Source organism: Limosilactobacillus reuteri subsp. reuteri, assembly GCF_000016825.1.
Classification (GTDB): Bacteria; Bacillota; Bacilli; order Lactobacillales; family Lactobacillaceae; genus Limosilactobacillus; species Limosilactobacillus reuteri.
The window spans coordinates 1,397,644-1,423,338 of sequence record NC_009513.1 but is presented as its reverse complement, the minus strand read 5'-3'; the positions used below and the strand labels follow the sequence as shown (position 1 = coordinate 1,423,338).

Here is a 25,695-nt window from a genome sequence, read left to right as displayed (position 1 = left end):
AAAGAAAGTATTAAGAACGGTTTTATAGAGAAAGGATTTTTTTAGCTATATGGATACTAAGAAACATTACAAGTTATACAAAGATGGTAAAAAATGGTGCGTTATGGCATTTGCCACAGTAGCTAGTATCGTTGGATTAGCTACATCAGCAAATGCAGATGACGTAAACACTACTACAACATCTACTGTACAAACTACCCAAGTAGCTGAAGAAACTCCTGCTACTAGCACTTCAGATGCAGCAAGTTCTGCTGTACAATCTAATTCGGTAGATGCCGCTGAACAAACCACTAATGTTGATACAAATGTTGCTAGTCCGGCAGTTACACCAGTACAGCCACAAGACACCCAGCAAAAAAATGGTTGGGTAAATGAAAACAATGACTGGACATATTATCAAAATGGTGAGGTAACATCAGGACGTGACTATACTTATTTACCAACAATCAACGGAGAAGGTAATAGTTGGTACTTAGTTGATAACGGTGTTGTTCAATCAGGAGTACAACAGTGGGCTGGTTCATACTATGACTTTGATGCGAACAATAATTATCAACGTGTAGACAATAATTATGTACAATCCCAATGGGGAATGTGGTACCTCTTTGGCAATGATGGTCGTATTCAAACGGGAGTACAGCAATGGGCCGGTTCATACTATTATTTTGATCCAAGTACTTACCTTCGTGTAGATAATGATTACCGTCAATCCCAATGGGGTGACTGGTATCTCTTTGGCAATGATGGTCGTATTCAAACGGGAGTACAGCAATGGGCTGGTTCATACTATTATTTTGATCCAAGTACTTACCTTCGTGTAGATAATGATTACCGTCAATCCCAATGGGGTGACTGGTATCTCTTTGGCAATGACGGACGGATTCTTTCAGGGCTTCAAAGTTGGAAAGGTCAGACTTACTACTTTGACCCAACTACTTTCAAGAAGGTAGTTAATCAAGATGTAACGGTTAATAACGTGAAATATCATTTAGATGCTAATGGTATTGCCAAACAAGTGTCTAATGTTGATGCTAAAGTTAACCGTGCATTATCCCAACGTGGTGTTCCTTACGTATGGGGAGGAAATACTCCGGCTGGCTTTGATTGCTCTGGGTTAGTTCAATGGGCTTATGGTTTAGGTTCAGCTTATCGAACAACTTACCAGCAAGCTACTTTAGGTGCTCATAAGCGTGATGTAATGAATGCTCCAAAGGGTTCATTACTATTCTTTGGTAGTGATGGCGCTCCATATCATGTAGCTATTTCTCTTGGTAATGGTACTTATGTTCACGCACCAGAGCCAGGTGATGTTGTAAAGATTGGTTATTCAAAATACTTCACACCAAGTTTCTACATCAATATGTAATTTTGATATAATTAATAGTAATCTATTGTTATAATAGCGATAATATAGATAAACGAGGAGAAGTTAAATGAAATTAAAAAAACTATTTACAACTTTAGCTGCCGGAACATTAATGTTAACCTTAGCTGCCTGTGGTAATAGTAGTTCTTCTGATAGCTCTGATAGTAGTTCTGAAGTTACTTCAAGTAAAGTTACTAAGAAGCATCATTCTAATAAGAATAGGATTAGTTCTGAAAGAGAGACTGTAAGTAACAGTAATGAAGATTCTCAAACTAATGAAAAAAGTGCATCTTCTAAGAACAGTATTTCCAATGCAAGTAAGTCATCAAGTAGCGCTAACTATGCTGTCTCTTCAACAATAACTTCAAGCAATGGCAGTTCTGCTAAGTCTAGCGTAAAGCAAAGTTCTAATGACCAACAGGCAACGATGACTGCTACTGATGCTCGAAATATTGTTAAGGAACATATTGGTAACCAATTAAATGATCGTGGTGTTGCAGGGCAGTCAACCGATGACTTGCCATCGATTGATTCGATTGACGGTTACACAGCTACACAAAATGGCACTAACAATTGGACTGTTTCTGGAAATGGTCATACTTACCATGTTACTGCAAATTCTGTTACTGGCAAATAGTAGAGTGATAGGATTTTTGTTAAGCTAAATAGAAAATAATAAGGAGGGCTAAGTAATTTTTATTTAGTCCTCTTTATTTTAGGTAATATGTTTATGAAAGGAGTAGGAGTAAATGCTATTATCTGTAGTAATTCCCGCTTATAATTGTGAAAAGACTATTATTCAGGCTATTAGAAGTACAGGAGTATACTTGAGTGATCAAATAGAAGTAATAGTGGTAAATAATGGGTCAACGGATAAAACTGAGATGCTAATAAAGCAAGAGGTTCAAAAGAATTCTAGTGTGATTTATGCTGAATCAAAAAAAGGAGCTTCCAATGCTCGGAATAAAGGCATAGAAATAGCTAGTGCAAATTGGATTACCTTTTTAGATGCAGATGATTGCTTGCTAAATTTGAGTAGTAAATTAGGAGAGCTTTTGGTAAATGCCGAAGAAGATTTAATTATTGGCAATTATCTCGTTAATAAGTCAGAAATTGATTTATATTCTATGACAAAATGTAAAAACAATTGTATATCAATTATTAAGCAAATGCTAGAAAATCCTACTAAGTATATGACTGTCTGGGGAAAGTTTTATAAGACAACCTTGATAAGAAAAGAGAATCTTAGGTTCAATGCTAAATTAGCATATTCAGAAGATTCTGAATTCTTAATTAGGTACGTATTACTATGTAAAAAAATACGGTTTATTAAGAAAAATATATACAATTATATCTTGTCAGAAAATTCAACAGTTAGAAAATATAATTCACAAATGATTCATGAATATGAAAAAGCAATTTTACAAGTAAAAAAGGATTTAAATGGATTCCCAAATTTTGAAAAGTCATTTAATTTTTTTGTGCTGATGCAATTTAACTTGATGATAGTTCATCATGTTTTTGTAAGAAGTCATAATTCAATGTTCGAGCTAAAGGAACTTTGTAAAAAAGATTATATAAGTAACGCATTAGAAGTAATTAGCTTAAAAAATGTACTTACACCCAGATTGTTGCCACTAGTATTTTGCAAATATCATTTTTACTTGTGTGCTACTATCATTTATAAGCTAAGAGTAATTCAAAATAATAAGAAGATAAGGTAAATATATAGCTATAAAAGTGTTAATAAAAGGGTTGATACCTTGCTATTAGAATCTTTTCTTATTGATTAGAAAATTAATTATCAGTTGGTGTGAAGTTGTTTTGGTATGTAATGTTTAATATTTTAAAAGAACACTGGATAAGTAATTGATAACTTTGTAAAAATAATTAGACCTGAAATGTCAATTTAAATTAGAAAAAAGGTGAAAGTTGTTCTTCTGTGACATGACTCAAGAATACTTCTAATGGTGTACGATAATTAAGAGATTTTCGTGGGATATTGTTGCGACGATGCATTAGCTGAGTGACTAGTTCGTGGTACTGTACCCTGTCAAGTTTACACACTAAATAATAAAAATTAATTGGCTTTGCCGTAACGAAATTCTGTTGCAGTAAGGTCATGTAAAGGTCAGAAGTAAAATGTAGGAAATCGGCGGTTTAAAATTGTCGATTTTCCTGCATTTTTTGTATACTCACTTTATCAATCTTTTGAGGAAGTGATGAGTATGCGAAAAGACGTTTACGAAAGGATGAGATATTTTGTGTTAGAGAAGATAAGACCAAATTATTCCGCTATTGCACGGCAATATGATGTTGATCCACGAACCGTAAAAGCGGCATATGTAAGAGCTCAGAGTGGTGAAGTAGCAGTTGTTAGGAAGCGACAAAAGCGTCGTAGTAAGCTAGACGGATATCGAGATATCATTGAAGATAAATACACTGCAGGATGTTCTGCTAGATCAATCTATGATTTTATTGTTGAAAAAGGATTTACCGGTAAATACACTATCGTTAAAGATTATTGTCGCCGTTTTCGTAGGACACAAGCTAAAAAAGCAACGATTAGAGTTGAACATACGATAGGATTAAGTGCTCAAGTTGATTGGAAAGAACGGGTAACAATGACGGATAGAAATGGTGTCCCACATACTTTCAGTATTTTCCTATACGTTCTGCCCTATTCTAAATTTAAGTTCCTAAAACTAACCTTAGATCAGAAACAGGATACTTTATTTAAATGTTTGTTTGAAGCCTTTAAGGTTACTGGTGGAATTCCTAAAGAAATCTGGTTTGATAATATGTCAACTGTCATTGACCATAAATTAAGCGATTTTCATCATCATCGATTTAATGAGCGATTCCTATCATTTAGCCATGATGCCGGATTTCATCCAGTCGCATGTCGCCCATTTAGACCGCAAACCAAAGGTTGCGTTGAAGCATTAGCAAGAACAATGGAACGATTAAAACCTTATGATGGAGAATTTAGTACGGTCAATGATTTAAATGATATCGTTAATCGGCTAGCTGAACGGCTCAATCATGAGAAATCACAAAGTAATAATCAGAAGCCAATTGAATTATGGACAAAAGAAAAAGAGCATTTCCGGTCTCTCAACCACGATCTCGTGAGATACTTTAACAGCGACCAAACTAGAAAGGTATCCCAAGACTCAATGATCAGATTTCAAAACCATCAATACTCTGTTTCCCCTAATTATATCGGAAAAGAAGTCGAAATTAAACCGACAACTGATGGTAAGACTATCCGCATTTTCTATCATGGTACTGAGATTCAAAAGCATGATTTAACCAATAAGCAATTTAATTATGATCCTCATGATAAACATGCCATTCTTAAAAGTGATTTGATGAAAGATAAAACGGATGAAGAAATTAACCAGTATATGCTTAATAATCTTAGTATTTATGATCAGATTGGGGAATAAAATGAATCAATATCAAAAATTAGTAGATAATTTAACGAAGTTAAATTTACATAATATGGCTGCATCAATCGCAGATTATCGTCAACAAGTCAATGATAACCAAATTAGCTTTAGTGAAGCATTGTTAAAACTAACGGATAAGGAGATTACCTATCAGCAACAGGAAAGCTTAAAGAGAAGAATCAAACGCGCTAGATTTCCGATTATTAAACGACTCAATGATTTTAATTATCAATTTCAGCCTTCAATTAATCCGCAACAAATCGCTGAATTTGCGACTATGTCATTTCTGGACAATCAAGAAAACATTATCTTTATTGGCAGCCCTGGCGTAGGTAAAACACATCTGTCAATTGGGCTTGGTATCGAAGCATGTCGACAAGATGTACGAACACTATTTATTAATTGCCATGAACTAATTCTTAGATTGAAAGCAGCTCAAGAGAAGCAACACTTGGAGCGCGTAATGCGTCGATACGAAAGGTATGACCTGTTAATCATTGATGAATTAGGCTATTTACCAATATCGGCGGAAGAAGCAAAACTATTATTTCAACTAATAAATGGTCGCTATGAACGTAAATCAACGATCATAACGACCAATGTACCATTATCAAGTTGGGGAGCCGTCCTCCATAGCACGGCAACCGCAGAGGCAATTTTAGATCGCCTTGTATATCACTCACACGTAATTAAGATCAAAGGAAAGTCATATCGCTTGGCATCGGTCAATTCTTAAACCGACCAAATCATACATTTTTAAACCGCTATAAAATGACAATTTAAAACCGCCCTTGACATCATTTCTTTTAGCTGAAATAAATGTATTTGTAAAGTATTCAATTCCTTCAGCCACTAGTGTTTGAAGTTCATCAAGTGTTTGTGGCTTAGATGAATGCGCTAGCCAAATTGCTTTAAAGTCGGCCCACCAGTGCTCGATAACTGCGTTATCTGCTGGTGTACCAGGAGCTGAATAGCTATGTTGACTATTATTGCTAGTTAAATATTGATTGAACGCCTTAGAAGTATAAGCAGCTCCGCGATCAGTATGAATAAGTGGGGCTAATACACCTTCTTGTTTCTGAGCTTTCTTGAATACTTGAATTGCTCCCTCACTAGTTTCTGTTGGGGTAATTAGCTAGCTAATTGGAAATTGACCATATAAATCAAGAACCACATGTAAACGAACTTTATAATTATGAATATTGTAGGCGAGTTCTGTTGTATCAGTTACCCAAACCTGATTAGCTGCTTCCTGTTTAAATTGACGATTAAGTATATTTTCAGCTTGATAGGTTTGACGTTCCTTGTCGCGTTTTCTTTTAGCTTGACGATAGTCAGCTTTAATCCCATGTTCCTTCATAATTCTAATAACTCGTTTTTTGTTGACCAAATATCCAAGACCTGCACGCTTAATAAGACGAGTCATTTTCCCATAGCCAATACTTTGCTTATTAGTTTTCTCAATTTCTTTAATCAAATTAAGGATCTCTTGATCCTGGATATCCTTAGTAGTTAATTCTCGTTTTAGCCACTTATAGTAGGCTTGCCGGCTTACTTTAGCCGCTTTAACTAGTTCTGATACTGTATAACCGTCTTTAATCATTTCTTGAATCGCTTGATATCGTCCGGTCGATGCACCTCCCGATTGCGTATTTCGACTAATTTTTTTGCGAACGCAATTTGTACCTCGCTTTCTCGTTTCTCAGCTTCTAATTCACGTACTCGTTTTCTCAACCGTTCGAGCTCATTTGTCGGTTCTTTATCTTTATTTCTGCCACGATTATCTTTTAGTACTTCCCAATTATGATCGTGCAAATATTTACGTACCCACGAATAAACCCGCTGATAACTAATATCATACTTACTAGCTGCTTCTTTATAGTTATTCTGGTGGTTAATCGTCCACTGCACAATCTGCTTTTTCTCATCAAAGGATACTTTCCGGCCCATTTTCTTAACTCGCTTTCTTGTTGCGTAAGCAACAGTTAGTTTGTCACTATTGTACTGGATAATCCATTGTTTTAGTTGAGAAATATGGCGTATTTTGTACTTAATTAAAACCTCACGACTAGCCAGTCCGTTAAGCTGATAATCTTTCACCGCGGCAATCTTTGTCTTAAGTGAATATTTTTGGTTATGTTTAGGACGAATTAATCCTGCCAGTCCTGCTAATAAAAATTGTTTAATCCATTTAGTCATGTTCGCTGTTCTCACTTCGTGATAGTCAGCGAATACTCCTAATGAGCAATCTGAATCCTGATAATTACTTAGTAATCTTAATTTTTCTGTTGTGGAATAACTAGAAACGAAAAACACCCCCTAGAATTGGCACTTTTATTATTTAAAGTGTCAACCCTAAAGGGTATTGTACACGTCTGGTAAATCGCGAAAATCTAGCTTTTTACTAAGAACATCACGACGCAAGAGGCCGTTATTATTTTCGTTTAACCCTCGTTGATTGGGAGCACCGACTTCCGCAAAATAGGTGTGAAGATCATACTTATTGGCTATTTCTCGCCATCCAGCAAATTCTTTCCCGTTATCAAAAGTAATTGATTTAACAAAGTGACGTGGTAGTTTAGCGAGCTATTGATCAAGCTGGCAATTCACTGCTTCGTCTGTTTTATGATGAATATTAAGGACAATCATTACTTTGGATTGTCGCTCTACTAGCGTCATTACCGCTCCGCGGTGAGCTTTACCTTGAACTGTATCAGCTTCAAAGTGCCCAAATTCATGTTGGTAATGCGGAAAATCACGATATCGTTGATAGATACTGCGTCCTAATTGGCCAGCTTTACCACGATGTTCCACATAGCCACTGGGATAGCGTTTTCCTTTCATCGGTAGCTGTTTAACGGAGAAGCCATACTGATTGCGGGCAAACATGCGATAAAGGGTGCGCATACTGCAGCTAATTGGGTGTTCATGACGACCAATAATAGTATCAGGAGTCCAACCTGCCTTGATTTGCGCATGGATATAGTTAACTTCGATAGTTGGCAGTTGGGTCTGCTTCCGACCACAACGACGCTTATGTCGCTGATAAGTCTGAAGATATTGGTCGATGGTTTTACCGTCGTTGAGGAAACGATAAACACGATAGATGGTTTCTTGACTACGCTGAAGTAATTTAGCAGCCCGATAAGCTTTAGTACCTTGATACCAAAAATCAGCTATGAGAGTTAATTCACGTGTGGTAAGATGTTTATAGGTCATTTGTGATTGCCTTTCTTTTGATTAGGGATATTCAAAAGTCTATCACAAATGGCTTTTTATTTTTTCTAACTTAATTTTACAAGTTAGTGTAAGATTTTCATAGGTTGGATGAATAATTCATCTGGTCGTGGAAATCCTTTTTGTAGACCAATTTACTTATTTACAAAAAAAGAAAAGACCAGTAGCCTTTAGTGTGTGTCGAATACTAAGCAAAGGCAGGTCTTTCCTCATGGATATTTTAACAGAAATCGAGCAGAATTTGGTGAAATCAGGCAGTTTATTTGAAGCTGAACAGATTATTTTAAAAGGGGTACTGGAGTTAGGACAAGCAATCATGCAAAACTTTTTGGAAAGCTTAGATCGAAGCTTAAAGTCTCAAACTCCAGCGAACTATCAAGTAATCAATAAACAGCCACAGACGCTTAACTTTATCTTTGGCCCGGTGACTTTTCAACGACGGTATTATCAGGCTGGGACAAAGAAACGTGAATTTTACTTAGACCAACAATTAAAAATTAAACCACGTCGTCGTTTATCGCCGCACTACTTAATGATGATGGCTAAGATTGCCCAAACAACCACAATGCGCAACACTGCCGATATTTTGAACCTTGTATTTGACAGCGGAATTACTGCCGATTCGGTAATGCACGCCGTGCATGAGTTAGGAAATCAGATAGCTAATCAAATCATTAATCGGCATGACTTTCTCAGTGTTGGGCACCAAGGACGGCTTGAAGCACGACTAAGTGATTATTTAGCCCGCCATTATAAGCTTGCCGGTCAAACGGTCTTTTTGGCCAGTGACGCTGGCCCAGGTTATGAACCAGCTAAGCTATTAAGTCTAGTTCCTCAAGGTGCACATGGTGAATACTTTCTCGACCGCTATCATTGTTTACAGAAAATTGAATATACTTTAGGCCGGCACAACGAATTAGCCATGCGAGCAATTAAAGCCGTTCGTCATCATGATCAAGCAGAGTTAACAATAATTTTAGATACTTATGAATCACAAAACCTAACGGAAAAACAAGCAGACGACTTAATGCGTTTAAGAAAATATCTACAGCGAAATTGGCGGTATATCCTCTCGCCACAAATGCGTGGATTTAAGGATATTCATTTAATTGGTTCAGTCGAAAGTTCTCACCGGGCTTTTACTTACCGGATGAAGAAACAGGGCAAGTCATGGACTGAGCAGGGGGCTAAAGCCATGATTGGTTTAATTGAAGCCCGAATGAATGGTGAACTGCAAGCTAGTTTAAATACAATCCTAGAACAATTAACAGTTCTTCCTCGAGTGGCTCAAACAAGGCTATTACAGGAAATGCATATTCGAACTGGAGAGTTTCTAAGAAAAGCACCGACAAAGCCGTCAATTGGAGCAGTACAAGGAATAATTCCGATTAACACGGCCACAAGTAGACCAATGGGATAACTTTTTAAGGCACTAACCCACTAAAACTGTATATTTAAAGGCTACCTATGAAAACTTGACAGATACATTTTACAAACGACGATTACAAATATTACGAGTTCGTGATATGATTTACGTATAAGTAAATATCAAAGAAGGAGTAATATATAATGTCTTCAAAAAAACACTTCAAGTTGTATAAAAGTGGTAAGCAATGGTGTATTACAGCTATTGCTTACTTTTGTGGCAACGCTAGGATTAGCGTCTGTTAATAATGCGTCTGCGGCAACAACTGATACTAATACTACTATCCAACAAACACAAACGACTGACCAGACTAATAATTCTTTTAAAGAAGCAACAACAGTTAAAGGAAATACAGAAAGGAACATAACTGATTCACCTACCAATAAGGATCAAACAACCGATAAGTTCAAAAACAAGGTTACTAATGTTGATCAGTCTCAGGGCCAAACTGATGGTAAACAAGGTGCTGAAAAAACTACTGATCAGCCAAATGAAAATAAGGCCCCACAAACAACTAATTGGACGAAAAATACTAATAACCAATGGGTATATAGTTGTAAAGATAGTCAAGATGTAAAAGGCACACAATATGTTCAATTGCCAACAATTCCCGATACAAATGTAAAAGGTGATACTAACTGGTACTTTGTAAAAGATGGTGTCGCTCAATCAGGCGTTCAGCAGTGGGCCGGAAGTTATTACTATTTTGACCCAACAACGTATCTCCGCGTTGATAATGACTACCGTCAAGCTCAATGGGGCGACTGGTATATGTTTGGTAATGATGGTCGAATTGTAACTGGTTTATATGGTTATAATGGTGATACTTATTATGCAAACCCAGTAACTTACCTTCGTGAAAAAAATACGTATATTCAAACTGAAAAAGATGGTCGTGGTGTACTTTTAGGTGCAGATGGGGCAGCTTTATCTGGTATTCAGTATTGGAATAATGCTTATTACTACTTTGATCCCGCTACTCACCTTCAAGCGAATAAGCGTAATTACGTTCAATCACAGTGGGGTGACTGGTACCTAATTGGTGATAGTGGTCAAGTATTATCTGGTGTCCAACAATGGGCTGGAAGTTATTATTACTTTGACCCAACAACTTACCTCCGTGTCGATAATGATTACCGTCAGGCACAATGGGGTGACTGGTATATGTTTGGCAATGATGGTCGAATTGTAACAGGTCTTTATGATTACAAAGGTAATACTTATTATGCTAATCCGGTAACATATCTTCGTGAAAAGAATACGTATATTAAGAATGCAAAAGATGGCCGTGGCGTTCTTCTTGGTGATAATGGAGCAGCTTTATCTGGCGTTCAAAGTATGAATAATGCATATTATTACTTTGATCCAACAACTCATCTTCAAGCAAACAAGCGTAATTATGTTCAATCCCAGTGGGGTGACTGGTACCTAATTGATAATAATGGTAAGGTCTTATCCGGTTTGCAAGAATGGTACGGAAATTACTATTACTTTGATCCAATTACTTACTTAAAGGTTACAAATAAGTGGGTAAACAACCAATACTTCGGTGCTGATGGTGTACGTTATCAAAACCGTTTCTTGAATGATTATGGTCGTCTTTATCGCTTTGACGCAAATGGTAATATGTTAAAGAATCGTTGGTTCAATGATGATAACGCAAAGAAGAGTTATTACTTTGGTACCGACGGCGTAGCCTACACTGGTCGTCATACAATTAACGGTGTAACATATGTCTTCAATAGTGATGGTGTTCGTGTTGAGACGATTAAATAATTTAGAATAAGAAAGAATAATAAAACTTTTCAATTTTAAACAAAATCATCTAAAACTATGTTACAGTTTTAGATGATTTTTATTTTAAACCTTATATAAGGAGTATCTATGTCTAAGCAAAAATTTTATCATTGGCTATTTTGGCCGCTTTTGTTATTAACTGTGGCGACCTTAATCTGGGTATGTACAAAAATCCAGTTTATTTTTCAGCCATTTTTAACGTTTATTTCTGTTGTTTTTGTGCCTCTGATCATTTCTGGATTTTTGTACTATATGCTGAATCCGGTTTTAAAATTATTTTTAAAACTACGGATTGGTAAGTTCAAGATGAGTAGAGGAATTGCCAGTTTGTTAATTGTTATTGCCTTAATTTTAATTATTATTGGTGGAATTTCTCTCTTGATACCAACTATTGTTAAGGAAATTTCTTCATTAGTTCGTAACATGCCGCAAACGGTTAGTGGTATTCAGACTTTAATTAATGATACGGTTCAACATTCGTTCTTGCGTAATGTTGACTTGAACACTTATTATCGTCAGTTTGATCATCAAATTGCTGGTTATGCACAAACTATTTTAAAGGGCTTATCTGAACGAGTTGGTGATATTGTTGGGGTAGTAACTAATATTACTGTTGTGACAATTACGGTTCCAGTGATGCTTTTCTACATGCTTAAGGATGGTTCAAAGCTGGGTCCAAGTATCCAAAAGTGGCTATCACCGCATCATGCTAAGGAAGTTAATGAGCTACTAACTAAGATGAATAATACTTTATCATCTTATATTTCTGGACAGATGATTGAATGTTTATTTGTCGGTATCACCACTTCAATCGGTTACATGATAATCGGACAACCTTTGGCATTAGTTTTAGGAATTGTTGCTGGGTTAACCAACATCATTCCTTATATCGGGCCTTATATTGGAATTGCTCCAGCATTGTTTGTGGCCTTGACAATGGCTCCTGAAAAATTGATTTGGGTGATTGTTGTGGTGATTGTTGTTCAACAAATTGATGGGAACATTATTTATCCGAATATTATTGGGAAAACATTACAGATTCACCCGCTTACTATCATTATGCTATTATTAGCAGCCGGCCATATTGCTGGAGTAGGTGGGATGATTTTATGTATCCCATTCTATGCCGTGATTAAAACGGTTTGTGAATACTTCTTTGATATTTATCGGATTGAACATCCATTGGAGGAAGAAGACGATGAGAAAGCTTTATAGCAAATATTACTATATAGTATTTTTTACTATCAATGCCCTCCTTATTTATGCATATCTTTTTAAAATGAAAGTAATTCCTTTGGGGTGGGATACACAATTTCACTTAAATCGAATCGAAGAATTATATCGAAGCATCCAAGCTGGACATATATTTTCATCGACTGGGACATATGCTTTTTCACAAATTGGTTTAGCAATTAATCACTTCTATCCGTACTTATTTTTATACCCCTTTTCAATATTGAGGGGGGGTACATACGTTGATCCTATAGTTGCTTATAATATATGTAGTTTTTTAATAACTCTAGTTTCGTTTTTTATTTCTTATTACGTGATGCGAGATATTTTCGGCACGAAGAAAGTGGCATTTTTGTTTAGTATCCTATATAACAATGGAGGATATTTACTATTACAAATAAGCCAACGTGGTGATATTGCTGAGTATATTGCATTAATATTTCTACCTTTAATTTTTATGGGGTATGAAAAATTATTTGATTATAATTCTAAAAAATGGTTGTGGTTATCAATAGGAATGATTTGTGTCGGTTACGCACATATTCTTTCAACTATTATTTTTTCATTTTTTCTAGTTTGTTTATTGGTTTTAGATCATCGTCAAATTAATTTGCTTATTGCTAGGAGACTAGTCATAAGCGCCTTTTTAGCATTCTTGGTTTGCTTACCAATGTTATTAACGATGATACGGGCCAAAATGAAAGTACCAATTATTGTTCCAATAGTTCCAGATACACTTATTAATGAAGCAATAAAGCCGAGTGACTTAATCATTAATTCAGTAAATAATATGGTTCCTAATGACCTTTTAGCAGTAAATCTTGGCTTTATTACATTTATTGCAGGAATTTTTGGACTATTAGTTTATCTTACAAAAGACCGATTAATGAGTAGAATTGAAAGTGTTGGGTTATTATTTTTACTCCTATCTACCAAACTATTTCCATGGTTTTTGCTTCAAAAAACACCTATCCATATAATACAATTTCCATGGCGGTTTTTAGGGATAAGCACATTTTGCTTTTCATTAGTGATTGCAAATTTAATTGGTAATAAGTTAAGGGACTCTAATAGTATAATTGTTCTTTTGTACTTGGTTTCTTGTTTAGTCAGCATTAGTTATATGTATCAATATACTCATACTAATGGAATTGGATTTGCTAATCAGAAAAATTATACTGAAATAGCAACTAGTGCTGTTTATACAGATTACATGCCAGCAAAAACGTTAATAGGTATGGATAAGGCAAAGGTCTTTCGTTCAGCATTAGATGTCCATAAACATATAGCAGTGGTAAATGGTAGGAAGGTACATCTTAAAAAGAATCAAATTGGTTCTCAATATAATGTAATTAGCTATAAGCTCAATAATCTCCAAAAAGGCAAAGTTAATAAAGTGATTTTACCCGTACTTAATTACGGTAGAAATTATTCTACAAAAGGAGTTAGAGTGGAAAGTAGTGTTAAAGGAGAAACACTGGTTAGCTTCACTCCTTATAAATCGACGCAAACAGTAACAATTTATTTAAAGTAATAAAAACCATCTTCACCAATTTAACGAAGATGGTTTTTATAATTTAATAATAACGGTGAGTATACCCGTAATGATTCCCATAAGTAGGATGAGTATATGTTGAAGGGTATCCGTTATTGTAACTATGATATTGAGGAGTTGAATATCGCCTTACTTGTGAGCTTGCTGTGCCAGTAGTTAGAACAGCCCGTGATTCACTATAAGCATTGGTTGTTCCGTAGTTTTCTTCTGTAGTACTTGCACTTTCTTCAGTTGCAGAAGATGAATGGTGACTACTTGAGCCAATAACTTCATCACTTCCATTACCACTACCAGGATCATTGTAACTGGCACCACCAGGAAGGATAAAGTCTGTTTCATTGTAACCATTATAGTGTGGTTGTGACTTGTACATCTTGGTTTCGTGGTTAACAACGTTCTTAGCCTTTAAGCCAAGTTGAGCTCGTACCAGTTTTGATACCCGGTTAATTTCTTTAGGACTGGCAATCTGGAAGGAAACTCCTTCGATCGTTGCGTTTTGTCCTTGGAAATGGTAGGTTTTAACATTGTTCATTGCGCCATGGTAGTTACCATACAAGGTCGCAATATCATCAATTGGAATATTAGTCTTAACGCCATCCCCAACAGCATCTAAAATCTTGTTAGCTGCCCCAATTGAACCTGAAGCCTTGAACTTATTAATAACGCTCTTTAGAATTTGTTGTTGCCGTTTTTGACGACCGTAATCATTATTTGGATCATCATACCGCATCCGGGAATACTTCAACGCATTTGCTCCGTTAAGGTGTTGTTTACCTTTCTTGAAGTGGTGGCCTTCGTAGTCAAAGGCAAATGGGTTATTAACCTCAACCCCACCAACGGAATTAACAACTTTTTCGAGAACCCCCATGTTAATAACTGCATAGTAATCAATCGGTACATCAAGTAATTCTGATACTTGCTTTACGGTTTGCTTTGGCCCATTGATTGAATAAGCAGCGTTGATTTTAACGTAATCAGGGCCATCACTAGTCTCAACCCGTACTAGGATATCACGAGGAATACTAGTCATAGTAATTGTTTTCTTTTTCGGATTAATAGTAAATAGTTCCAAAGAGTCAGTATTACCACCCTTGTTACCACGATCTAAAGCACCGACATCTGTTCCCATGGCCAGGACGGAAACTGGTTCACCCTTTTGTAACTTTTTACTAATTTTTCCATCACCAGCGCCAAACACCCCTTTGGCAACTGAGTGCACTTTATGATATTCATAAAATCCGCCAGCCACTACTAGACAAATTAATAACCCAATTAAAGCGCGCACCCAATTCGGCGTTCGGTAGTGATGCTTTTTGGGCGGTTGATAATCGGGTGACGATTGTTCTTCTTCTCGTCGCAAACGGTTCTCCCGCTTATTATGTGCTTCCTCGCGTTCTCGACGCTTGCGTTCATTAACGTCACGTTGGATACGTTCTTCCATCCGTTTACGGTAATGTTCCCGCGATTCGTTGTTATTGTTATTATCCATATACTAAGTACCTCAATAAAAATAAGTTCTAACTTTATTAATATAGCAGAAAATTAATCCTAAGTTCAAATATATCTCAATACTTTAAACTTTCTGTAACTTTTTCTAAGAATAGACTTTCATAAAAAATTGTAATAATATAGTAGAGATATTTCACGAGAATAAAATAAGGAAAGGAAAAATTTAATGTCACCAAAAGAACTTGCTGAAGCAGTTAATAAACGGCGTACGTTTGCCATTATTTCTCACCCGGATGCCGGGAAAACAACGATTACTGAACAACTCTTGCTTTTTGGGGGAGTAGTTCGTGAAGCCGGGACCGTTAAAGCACGGAAGACCGGTAATTTTGCAAAGTCAGACTGGATGGAGATTGAAAAGAAGCGGGGAATCTCTGTTACCTCATCTGTTATGCAATTTGATTTCCAAGGTAAGCGGATCAATATTTTGGATACTCCAGGGCACGAAGATTTCTCTGAAGATACTTATCGGACATTAATGGCGGTGGACTCCGCTGTGATGGTTATTGATAGTGCGAAGGGGATAGAGCCGCAGACCAAGAAGTTATTCCAAATTTGTAAGATGCGGGGAATTCCGATCTTTACCTTTATGAATAAATTTGACCGGGATGCCCGTGAACCACTTGACCTTTTAAATGAAGTTGAAGACGTATTAGGAATTGAGACTTACCCAATTAACTGGCCAATCGGTTCTGGTCACCAGTTCAAGGGAATCTATGATCGCTTTAACCATCGTGTTGCCTTGACTCATCCAGCTGATGAAAATAATCCTTACTTACCATTAGATGAAGACGGTAATGTTGAGGGCGACAACCCATTAGCTGGTGATGGTGAATGGCAAGATGCAATGGACGGCATGGAACTGGTTGAAGTTGCCGGTAATGAACTTGATCAAGAAAAGATTGCCAAGGGGGACCAAACACCGGTCTTCTTTGGATCTGCTTTAACCAATTTTGGAGTTCAGACTTTCTTGGAGACCTACTTACAGTTTGCCCCTGCACCAAGTGATCACAAAACTGAGGACGGGGATGTTGTTAAGCCCCTTGATCCCGAATTTTCTGGTTTTGTTTTTAAGATCCAGGCTAACATGAATCCTCGTCACCGTGATCGAATTGCGTTTGTCCGGATTTGTTCTGGTGAATTTGATCGGGGGATGGATGTTACATTATCACGGACTAAGAAACCAATGCGGTTATCAAATGTGACTGAATTTATGGCCGATACCCGTGAAAACGTTGAGACAGCTGTTGCCGGTGATATTATCGGTTTATACGATACTGGAAACTTCCAAATTGGTGATTCTATTTATAATGGTAAAAAAGATATTCAATTTGAAAAGTTGCCACAATTTACGCCAGAACTGTTTGTTCGTGTTTCTGCTAAGAATGTGATGAAACAGAAATCCTTTCACAAGGGAATCAATCAATTAGTTCAAGAAGGGGCTGTCCAGCTTTACCGGAGTTATTCTACTGGTGATTATATTCTTGGTGCAGTTGGTCAGCTTCAATTTGAAGTGTTCAAGTTCCGGATGCAAAATGAATATAATTCCGAGGTTGTCATGGAACCAATGGGAACTAAGACTGCCCGGTGGATTGATCCAGATCAATTGGATGAAAAGATGTCGTCATCAAGAAACATCTTAGTCAAGGATATCCATGATCAGCCACTATTCTTATTTGAAAATCAATTCGCCGAAAATTGGTTTAAGCAAAAGTACCCTGATGTGAAGTTAACAGCGAAGTTATAGATTAATGTAAGAATGTTGTTGTATCAATCATAACCACCCGTCAAACGGGTGGTTTGCACATCGGCTATAAGCCGATAATAAAAGCCGGCGTCTCAAGGCGCTGGCTTTCGCTTTGCTCAAGCCAAAATGCTCTGACTACTTTGCCACCGCTTTAAGCGGTGTTTATACTACCTCACTTACCCTTAAAAGGGTCCGAATATTCCACACTTGTTAGCTTATCCATTGCTATATCATGTTTCTCTTGATCTCGGATATACTTCTTTATCGTGGATTCATTTAATCCAACTGTACTCACATAGTAGCCTTCAGCCCAAAAATGTCGGTTCCCATATTTGTATTTTAAGTTTGCATGTCGATCAAACATCATTAATGCACTTTTCCCTTTTAAGTATCCCATAAACTGCGAGACACTTAGTTTCGGCGGAATACTTACTAACAAGTGCACATGATCTGGCATCATATGACCTTCAATTATTTCTACTCCCTTATATTTGCACAACAAACGAATATAATCTCTCAGGTCTCTTCGGTATTGATTGAAGATCGCTTTACGTCTATACTTTGGTATGAATACGATGTGATACTTACATAACCACTTCGTATGGGCTAAGCTATTTAATTTATTAGCCATATTTATATAACCTCTTTTCCCTTATTGACTTTGGCTTGAACACCTACATCTTAAGGCAAAAGAGGCCTTTTTTATATAATTTTTATCGCCCACCCGCATAGCAGGTGGTTTTTTGTTTCGTGCACTCGCTCTGCTCGCGCACTCAACTAGGTCTAAAGACATTAATCAATAACAAAAGCTCCCTATTAATTAAGGAGCTTTTTTGTTTGTGCGCCCGGCATGGGTATTAGCTAGGTGGTGAAAGTCCGCTATGGGCCGTAGTAGTCGGAACCATGAGCTGAGGACAAGGGTGTCCACCGTGAGGTGGAATCTGAAGGAAGTCTAAGGCAAAGTACTGCATCGATGAACAAGAAGTAGCTATAAGGCTGAAATTAACTGGATAAGGCTGCTAGACAAGTTGAAGTCCAATACTACTCGAAGTTGGTCTCAGTAAAGCTAACGATGACATGGTACGAAAGCTAATATTCTTACCCGGGGAGATCTGGCCTACACGTTTCCGACAAGAGGAATAAGTTTAATTTCCACAGAAACAAGCGGTGCAGTGATGCAGTGTTGAGTAAGCCAGAAGTCAGCCGAGGTCATAGTAGTTTGAATAATCAGATGAAGGACTGAACGACAATAACTTGTAACTTATATCGGAGGTGTAATCAGGTGCGACAATCGCAGAAAACAGAACAACAAGCTGACCGCTTGTCGAGGATAGGTTTGGAAAACCGAAAGTACACAAGGGCGCGTAGTACCGGTTATGGTGAAGGTAAAGGTATGAGTGTCACTATCCAAGACCTGGTCTTGGATCGCAATAACCTTAATCAGGCTTATTTGCGAGTTAAGAGAAATAAAGGAGCAGCAGGCGTTGACGATATGACAGTCAATGACCTTCTGCCATATCTCAGAGAAAATAAGACGGAACTGATCGCTAGTTTGCGTGAGGGCAAGTATAAACCAGCTCCAGTCAAACGGGTAGAAATTCCGAAGCCTAATGGTAGAGTAAGAAGACTTGGAATACCAACGGTGGTGGACCGAATGGTTCAACAAGCTGTAGCCCAAATTCTTACGCCTATCTTTGAGCGTGTTTTCTCTGATAATAGCTTTGGCTTCCGTCCCCACCGTGGGGCCCATGACGCTATTGAAAAAGTAGTAGATCTTTATAATCAAGGTTATCGAAGAGTTGCCGACTTAGACCTAAAAGCCTATTTTGATAACGTTAATCATGACTTGATGATTAAGTATCTCCAACAATATATTGATGACCCATGGACACTAAGACTCATTCGTAAGTTTCTAACTAGCGGAGTCTTAGACCATGGGCTTTTCGCTAAGAGTGAAAAAGGAACCCCACAAGGAGGGCCATTGTCACCACTACTGGCGAACATCTATCTAAATGAGTTGGACAAAGAGTTGACTAGACGTGGTCACCACTTTGTGCGCTATGCGGATGATTGTAACATCTATGTTAAAAGTCAACGAGCCGGAGAACGAGTAATGCGAAGCATTACACAGTTTCTAGAAAAGCGCTTGAAAGTTAAAGTGAATCCAGATAAAACCAAAGTCGGTAGCCCGCTACGGTTGAAGTTTCTTGGCTTTTCGTTGGGTGTAGACCACAATGGGGCCTACGCCCGTCCAGCTAAACAATCGCAACAGCGAGTAAAGAAAGCACTGAAGTTATTAACTAAACGTAATCGTGGAATATCTCTGACAAGAATGTTTGAAGAAATTCATCGAAAAATGCGTGGGTGGCTTCAGTACTACTCAATTGGGAAACTAACTAACTTTATTCAACGCCTTGACAAGTGGTTGAGGGTCCGAATAAGGCAGTATATTTGGAAGCAATGGAAAAAGTTTAAAACTAAGGTAACTAACTTACAGAAGTTGGGGCTGTCCCAGCATGATGCATATGTCTTCGCTAGTACCCGAAAGGGCTACTGGCGAACTGCACATAGTAAGACCTTGAGCTATTCTCTAACTAATAGAAAACTGGAACAACTCGGACTTATGAATATGTCCAAGACGCTCCAATCAATTTAATGTGATTAAGTTGTCGAACCGCCGTATACGGAACCGTACGTACGGTGGTGTGAGAGGTCGATAATTGAACTAATCAATTATCTCCTACTCGATCCTTAGAAGTGAAAGCGCTATAATATAAATGATTGATAAGATTGGGAGTGACTAATTATGAAGTTTACTAAGGGCAATATAAAATGGTACTCAGCATTATTTTCATGTAGTGTATTTCTTATTGGTTCGATAAGTATTGTAAATGCTGATGAGTCTAATCCAAATAATCAAATGCAACAATCTGCTGTATTAGTATCTGATAAAACTAATAATAGTCAGAATAATAATTTAGTAAAGAAGGATGAGAATAATCAGACATCTGATCAACAGATTAATATGCAGGTAACACCTTCTTCTAATTTTCAGTCAGTAAATTTAGTTCAGAGTCAAGCTGCTACAAATGGAGTAGTTAACGAAAATGGTAATAATTATTACTATCAAAATGGTCAAAGGCAAACTAATTACTTTTTAAACCAAAATAATAAAGTTTACTATTTCGATAATAGTGGGGTCATGTATCAGAACAAGTGGTATTACAATTGGGGACATTCGTATTACTTTAAATCTGATGGTACTCGTGCAACTAATGAAACATTGATAATCGATGGTACTAGCTATTATTTTGATAACGAAGGAATTGCTCATTCAAATAAGGCATCACAAGTTGTTTCAATTGCTAAACAACCTGTGATGCCTTATGTTTGGGGAGCTATCGGGCCCAATTCATTTGATTGTTCAGGACTAGTTCAATATGTATATCGACAAGTGGGCATAAGTTTGTCACGAACAACCTATCAACAAGAGTATCAGGGTAAAGCGGTTAGTCTAAATTCATTACAGCCAGGTGACCTTCTTTTCTGGGGAAATTACGGGAATGCCTATCATGTTGCAATTTACATTGGCGATGGCAACTTTATCCAGGCACCTACGAAAGGACAAAATGTAAAGATAACTAATATTAAATATTATCATCCAACTTTTGCAAGAAGAATTTTATAATAAATAGAAATCAAAATGCTTAGTCAATAGGACTGGGCATTTTCTTTTTTGTTACGTTAGCCTGGAGCAAACTTTCAATTGAAAACATTGTAATTATGAGTTATATTGTCTTTGTTAAATACTAATCAATCATCTATTGGGAAGGAAAATAGATTATGGACATAAAAAAGCATTTTAAACTATATAAAAGCGGTAAGCAATGGTTTACTGCAGCCATTATTACTGCAGTTTCAGCTGGCCTTATTTTAAATTTAGGGGGGGGTAGCAAGTGCTGATTCAGCAACCAATGCAAATGATAATGTTGCTGTCAATCAGCCTGCTGCACAAACGAGTGAAAATATTAAATCTGTATCCTCTAACGCAAGTACTAATGACGTAACTAATAATCAAAAAGCACAAAAAGTTCAAAGCCCTAAATCAATTAATCCTAAAGCAGATAATTCTAATCAACAACAAAATCGTTGGGTAAAGAATGCTCAAGGGCAAATGGAGTATTATCAAAACAATCAACTTCTCAAGGGACGCCAGTATGTGAACCTGCCAACAATTCCTAATACAAATGTCCAAACCGATAATAATTGGTATTTAGTAGATAATGGTATTGCACAATCTGGCGTTCAACAATGGGCTGGTTCTTACTACTACTTTAACCCTTCTACATATCTTCGAGTAGATAATGAATATCGTCAATCTCAGTGGGGAGATTGGTATATGTTCGGTAAAGACGGACGAGCTGTTACCGGTCTTTATGATTACAATGGAAATACGTATTATGCTAATCCTACAACCTATCTCCGTGAAACTAATAAGTATATTTCTACTTCTAAAGGAAATATGCTACTAGGAAACGATGGGGCAGCTCTATCCGGTATTCAAAGTGTTAATGGTAAATATTACTATTTTGATCCCGTAACTCATCTTCAAGCTAACAAGGAAAATTATGTTCAATCTCAATGGGGCGACTGGTACCTGATTGGCAACGATGGTCAAGTATTATCTGGCGTTCAACAGTGGGCCGGAACATATTATTACTTTGATCCTACAACTTATTTGCGTGTAGATAACGATTATCGTCAGTCGCAATGGGGACTTTGGTATATGTTTGGTCACGATGGTCGGATTGTGACTAAAGTTTATCCGTGGGCCGGAACATATTACTACTTTGATCCCACAACTTATTTGCGTGTAGATAATGCTTATCTCCAATCTCAATGGGGTGATTGGTACCTCTTTGGTAATGATGGTCGGATTCAAAGTGGTGTTCAGCGATGGGCTGGAACATATTATTACTTTGATCCTACAACTTATTTACGGGTCGATAATGATTATGTAACATCTCAATGGGGATCTAAGTACATGTTTGGTCCAGATGGTCGAATTGTGACTGGTCTATATAAATGGAGTAAAAATAATCAATTATATTACTTTGATCCTGTAACTTACCTTGCAGTAACTAATAATTATATCAAAGCTAATAATGGTAACTGGTACTTGTTTACAGCAGATGGAACAGCAGCAAGTAAGGTTGCTCCATGGGCTGGTAGCTACTATTACTTTGATCCGGTAACCCACTTACGGGTCGATAATGCCTATGTTCAATCTCAATGGGGCGACTGGTATATGTTCGGCCCTGATGGTCGAATTGTTACTGGCTTGAAAGAATGGTATGGTAGCTATTACTACTTTGACCCAACTACTTATCTTAAGGTTACAAATAAGTGGATTGATAATAAATACTTTGGTCCAGATGGTCGTCAAGCAATTTCATCATTAGAAAATATTAATAATAAATTTTATTGTTTTGATGGCAATGGTCAGATTATTCGTAACCAATTCAAGAAAATCGACACTCACACTTATTACTTTGGTTCCGACGGTGCAGCATTAGTTGGTAAGCAAACAATAGATGGTAAGAACTACCACTTCGCATCAAATGGTCAACTATTAGGAAATCTTTATGGAAAGATTGTTGATGGCAAGTTTAATATCTATGACTCGTTAAGCAATAAGCTGATTAAGACTCTTGATTCAGGTGATTGGGAGAATATGGCTTATAGTCAGGATTCTTCATCAATTAATAATACTGATGGTTACCTAAGTTATTCTGGTTGGTATCGTCCTTATGGTACGAGCCAAGATGGTAAGACATGGTATAAAACAACTGCCAGTGATTGGCGCCCATTATTAATGTATACATGGCCAAGTAAAGATGTGGAAGCCAAATTTATTAAATACTTTGTTGATAATGGCTATACCAATACTGATTATGGATTAACTAAGGATAACGTAACTAATCTTTCGCAAGATACTGATACCCAAACATTAAATAAATATGCTCGTAATCTTCGCTTCGTAATCGAAAAGAGTATTGCTGCTAATAAGTCAACTGGTCCATTAGCAAATGATATTAATAAGTTTATGCTAACGATTCCTGAATTATCAGCTAAATCTGAATTGCCGGTAGAATATAGCAATGGCTATGTTCCAGATGTTAGTGGTTCAATTGATAATAACCAGCTAATCTTTATTAATAACAATTCAGATAATCAAGCTAAGGGTAATACTAGCTATGCTGATAGCAATTATCGTTTAATGAACAGAACCATTAATAATCAGACAAATAATGATAATAGTGATCAGAGTCCAGAATTATTAGTTGGTAATGATATTGATAATTCAAATCCAGCTGTCCAAGCTGAAAACTTTAATTGGGAATACTTCCTATTAAATTACGGTAAACTAATGAAGTATAATGCTGATGGTAATTTTGATGGTTTCCGGGTAGATGCTGCAGATAACATTGATGCAGATGTGCTGGATCAATTGGGACAACTTGTTAATGATATGTATCATACGAAGGGTAACCAGGAAAATGCTAACAACCATTTAGTATATAACGAAGGTTACCACTCAGGTGCTGCTAGAATGCTTAATGATAAAGGAAATCCTGAATTATTTATGGATGCGGGATATTTCTATACATTAGAAAATGTTTTAGGACAAGCTGAAAACAAACGAGACAATGTTAATAACCTAATAACCAATAGTGTCGTTAACCGAGCTAATGATATTACTGAGAATACCGCTACGCCTAACTGGTCATTTGTAACTAATCATGATCAGCGAAAGAATGTGATTAATCAAATTATTATTGACAATCATCCTAATATTCCAGATATTATGGCTAATAGCTATAAGTCGACTTATGCTCAAAAAGCATGGGATGAATTCTATGCAGATCAAGCAAAGGCTGATAAGAAATATGCTCAGTATAACTTGCCAGCACAATATGCTCTGCTATTAAGTAATAAAGATACGGTTCCACAGGTATACTATGGCGATTTATATAAAGAAACCGATCAGTATATGAAGACGAAGTCAATGTATTATGATGCAATTACTACACTGATGAAAGCACGTGGTGAATTTGTTAACGGTGGTCAGACAATGACTAAAGTGAATGATAATCTTATTACCAGTGTTCGGTATGGTAAAGGAGTTGTCGATGTATCGAGCAACGGTACAGATCCATTAAGTCGTACTACTGGAATGGCCGTTATTGTCGGGAATAATCCGTCAATGAGTGAGCAGGTAGTAGCAATTAATATGGGACTTGCCCATGCTAATGAACAATATCGTAATCTAATTGATAGTACTGCTGATGGATTAACCTATAATAGCAACGGTTCTGTAAATCCATCAGTCCTTACAACTGATAGTAAGGGTATTTTACGGGTTACGGTTAAGGGTTACAGTAATCCTTATGTAAGTGGCTATCTAAGTGTTTGGGTACCGTTAATTAATGGTACTCAAAATGCTCGGACAAGTGCACAAGAAGTCCGAAATGTTCCTGGAAAAGTATTTACTTCTAATGCAGCCTTAGATTCACATATGATTTATGAAGACTTCTCCTTGTTCCAGCCAGAACCAACTACCGTTAATGAACATGCCTATAATGTAATAAAGGATAATGTAGCCTTGTTTAATCAATTAGGTATTACTGATTTCTGGATGGCTCCTTCCTACACGCCATTTAATACGAGTCGCTATAATGAGGGATATGCTATGACAGATCGTTATAATTTAGGTACTGCAGATAATCCTACTAAATATGGTAATGGAGAAGAACTTTCTAATGCGATTGCAGCACTTCATCAGGCTGGTTTAAAGGTTCAAGAAGACCTTGTGATGAATCAGATGATTGGTTTCTCAACTCAAGAAGCTGTTACAGTTACACGAGTAGATCGTGATGCAAAACAGTTAAGTGTTGATGGTCAAACGTTTGCCGATCAAATCTACTTTGGCTATACACGTGGTGGAGGCCAAGGTCAACAAGATTATGGTGGTAAGTATCTAGCTGAATTAAAGCAAAAGTATCCAGACTTGTTTACTACAAAGGCTGCTTCCACAGGAGTGGCACCTGATCCGAATACTCGCATTACTGAATGGTCAGCTAAATATGAAAATGGTACTTCATTACAGAATGTTGGTATTGGTTTAGCAGTTAAAATGCCTAACGGTTACTATGCATATTTGAATGATGGTAATAATAAAGCATTTGCAACAACATTGCCTGATGCTATATCGTCTGCAGATTACTATGCAAACCAAGAAAATATTTAATATGAAAATGATCTTTATTAGTGAATAAATAGCTAATAAATCATGAAGTGCCCTACAATGGT

The 25,695-nt window shown here is 36.9% G+C and carries 16 protein-coding genes and 4 pseudogenes; 14 read left to right on the top strand and 6 right to left on the bottom strand.

The genetic code is table 11. The annotated features are described in order from the left end of the window. Positions 1-49: 49 nt before the first annotated feature. The 3 genes from LREU_RS07180 (at position 50) to LREU_RS07170 (ending at position 3,090) form a co-directional block, all read left to right on the top strand. Complete coding sequence (locus LREU_RS07180; protein WP_003668649.1) at positions 50-1,366, top strand: NlpC/P60 family protein; 1,317 nt, start codon at positions 50-52, stop codon at positions 1,364-1,366. Between the two features lie 67 nt (positions 1,367-1,433). Then, on the top strand, positions 1,434-2,003 hold the full coding sequence (locus LREU_RS07175) for a hypothetical protein (RefSeq protein WP_003668648.1): 570 nt from the start codon (positions 1,434-1,436) through the stop codon (positions 2,001-2,003). Positions 2,004-2,115: 112 nt separating this feature from the next. After that, positions 2,116-3,090, top strand: coding sequence for a glycosyltransferase family 2 protein (locus tag LREU_RS07170; RefSeq protein WP_003668645.1), 975 nt, complete (start codon positions 2,116-2,118; stop codon positions 3,088-3,090). 190 nt (positions 3,091-3,280) lie between these two features. Here LREU_RS07170 and LREU_RS10395 read toward each other — a convergent pair. Then, a pseudogene (locus LREU_RS10395) lies at positions 3,281-3,403 on the bottom strand (IS30 family transposase); the annotation flags it as partial. 191 nt (positions 3,404-3,594) lie between these two features. Between LREU_RS10395 and istA the strand changes: the two are divergent. Both istA and istB read left to right on the top strand, forming a co-directional pair. After that, positions 3,595-4,818: an IS21 family transposase gene (istA, locus tag LREU_RS07165; protein ID WP_012390600.1), complete on the top strand. Its 1,224-nt coding sequence runs from the start codon at positions 3,595-3,597 to the stop codon at positions 4,816-4,818. A gap of 1 nt (position 4,819) precedes the next feature. Next, positions 4,820-5,557: an IS21-like element helper ATPase IstB gene (gene istB / locus LREU_RS07160; protein WP_011953524.1), complete on the top strand. Its 738-nt coding sequence runs from the start codon at positions 4,820-4,822 to the stop codon at positions 5,555-5,557. Here the strand turns inward: istB and LREU_RS07155 are convergent. From LREU_RS07155 to LREU_RS07145, 3 genes and pseudogenes are all read right to left on the bottom strand, one after another. After that, positions 5,528-6,424: pseudogene (locus LREU_RS07155) on the bottom strand (IS3 family transposase). The gene istB and the pseudogene LREU_RS07155 overlap by 30 nt on opposite strands. Next, positions 6,421-7,020 (bottom strand): helix-turn-helix domain-containing protein, encoded by a 600-nt coding sequence (locus tag LREU_RS07150; RefSeq protein WP_003667537.1) that lies wholly within the window; start codon positions 7,018-7,020, stop codon positions 6,421-6,423. The pseudogene LREU_RS07155 and the gene LREU_RS07150 overlap by 4 nt, the downstream one beginning before the upstream one ends. A gap of 174 nt (positions 7,021-7,194) precedes the next feature. Then, positions 7,195-8,040, bottom strand: a pseudogene (locus tag LREU_RS07145) (IS30 family transposase); the annotation flags it as partial. 229 nt (positions 8,041-8,269) lie between these two features. On the opposite strand from LREU_RS07145, the gene LREU_RS07140 reads away from it, so the two are divergent. The 5 genes from LREU_RS07140 to LREU_RS07125 all read left to right on the top strand — a co-directional run bounded on the left by LREU_RS07140 (position 8,270) and on the right by LREU_RS07125 (position 14,048). Then, positions 8,270-9,478, top strand: coding sequence for an ISLre2 family transposase (locus tag LREU_RS07140; protein ID WP_011953523.1), 1,209 nt, complete (start codon positions 8,270-8,272; stop codon positions 9,476-9,478). A 149-nt stretch (positions 9,479-9,627) separates the two neighbouring features. After that, positions 9,628-9,729, top strand: a complete 102-nt coding sequence (locus LREU_RS10710) for a KxYKxGKxW signal peptide domain-containing protein (protein WP_223659339.1) — start codon at positions 9,628-9,630, stop codon at positions 9,727-9,729. Continuing rightward, the gene (locus tag LREU_RS07135) at positions 9,701-11,260 is read left to right on the top strand and encodes an N-acetylmuramoyl-L-alanine amidase family protein (protein ID WP_223660115.1); all 1,560 of its coding nucleotides are present in this window, start codon (positions 9,701-9,703) and stop codon (positions 11,258-11,260) included. Before LREU_RS10710 ends, LREU_RS07135 begins: the two co-directional genes overlap by 29 nt. A 108-nt stretch (positions 11,261-11,368) precedes the next feature. Beyond that, positions 11,369-12,496 (top strand): AI-2E family transporter, encoded by a 1,128-nt coding sequence (locus tag LREU_RS07130; RefSeq protein ID WP_003668630.1) that lies wholly within the window; start codon positions 11,369-11,371, stop codon positions 12,494-12,496. Continuing rightward, positions 12,480-14,048, top strand: coding sequence for a putative glycosyltransferase family protein (locus LREU_RS07125; protein ID WP_003668628.1), 1,569 nt, complete (start codon positions 12,480-12,482; stop codon positions 14,046-14,048). Before LREU_RS07130 ends, LREU_RS07125 begins: the two co-directional genes overlap by 17 nt. Before the next feature lie 43 nt (positions 14,049-14,091). On the opposite strand, the gene LREU_RS07120 is transcribed toward LREU_RS07125, so the two are convergent. Next, positions 14,092-15,558 (bottom strand): LCP family protein, encoded by a 1,467-nt coding sequence (locus LREU_RS07120; RefSeq protein WP_003668627.1) that lies wholly within the window; start codon positions 15,556-15,558, stop codon positions 14,092-14,094. 186 nt (positions 15,559-15,744) lie between these two features. On the opposite strand from LREU_RS07120, the gene LREU_RS07115 reads away from it, so the two are divergent. After that, on the top strand, positions 15,745-17,322 hold the full coding sequence (locus LREU_RS07115) for a peptide chain release factor 3 (protein ID WP_003668625.1): 1,578 nt from the start codon (positions 15,745-15,747) through the stop codon (positions 17,320-17,322). Between the two features lie 172 nt (positions 17,323-17,494). Here LREU_RS07115 and tnpA read toward each other — a convergent pair whose 3' ends face one another. Further along, positions 17,495-17,953, bottom strand: coding sequence for an IS200/IS605 family transposase (gene tnpA / locus LREU_RS07110; RefSeq protein WP_003664118.1), 459 nt, complete (start codon positions 17,951-17,953; stop codon positions 17,495-17,497). 651 nt (positions 17,954-18,604) lie between these two features. Between tnpA and ltrA the strand changes: the two genes are divergently transcribed. From ltrA to LREU_RS07095, 3 genes and pseudogenes are all read left to right on the top strand, one after another. Continuing rightward, positions 18,605-19,978, top strand: coding sequence for a group II intron reverse transcriptase/maturase (gene ltrA / locus LREU_RS07105; protein WP_003668623.1), 1,374 nt, complete (start codon positions 18,605-18,607; stop codon positions 19,976-19,978). A gap of 150 nt (positions 19,979-20,128) precedes the next feature. Further along, a complete protein-coding gene (locus tag LREU_RS07100; protein WP_003668620.1) occupies positions 20,129-21,010 on the top strand; it encodes a C40 family peptidase in 882 nt (293 codons plus the stop codon). 155 nt (positions 21,011-21,165) lie between these two features. Continuing rightward, positions 21,166-25,633 (top strand): annotated as a pseudogene (locus LREU_RS07095) (glycoside hydrolase family 70 protein). Positions 25,634-25,695 lie beyond the last annotated feature (62 nt).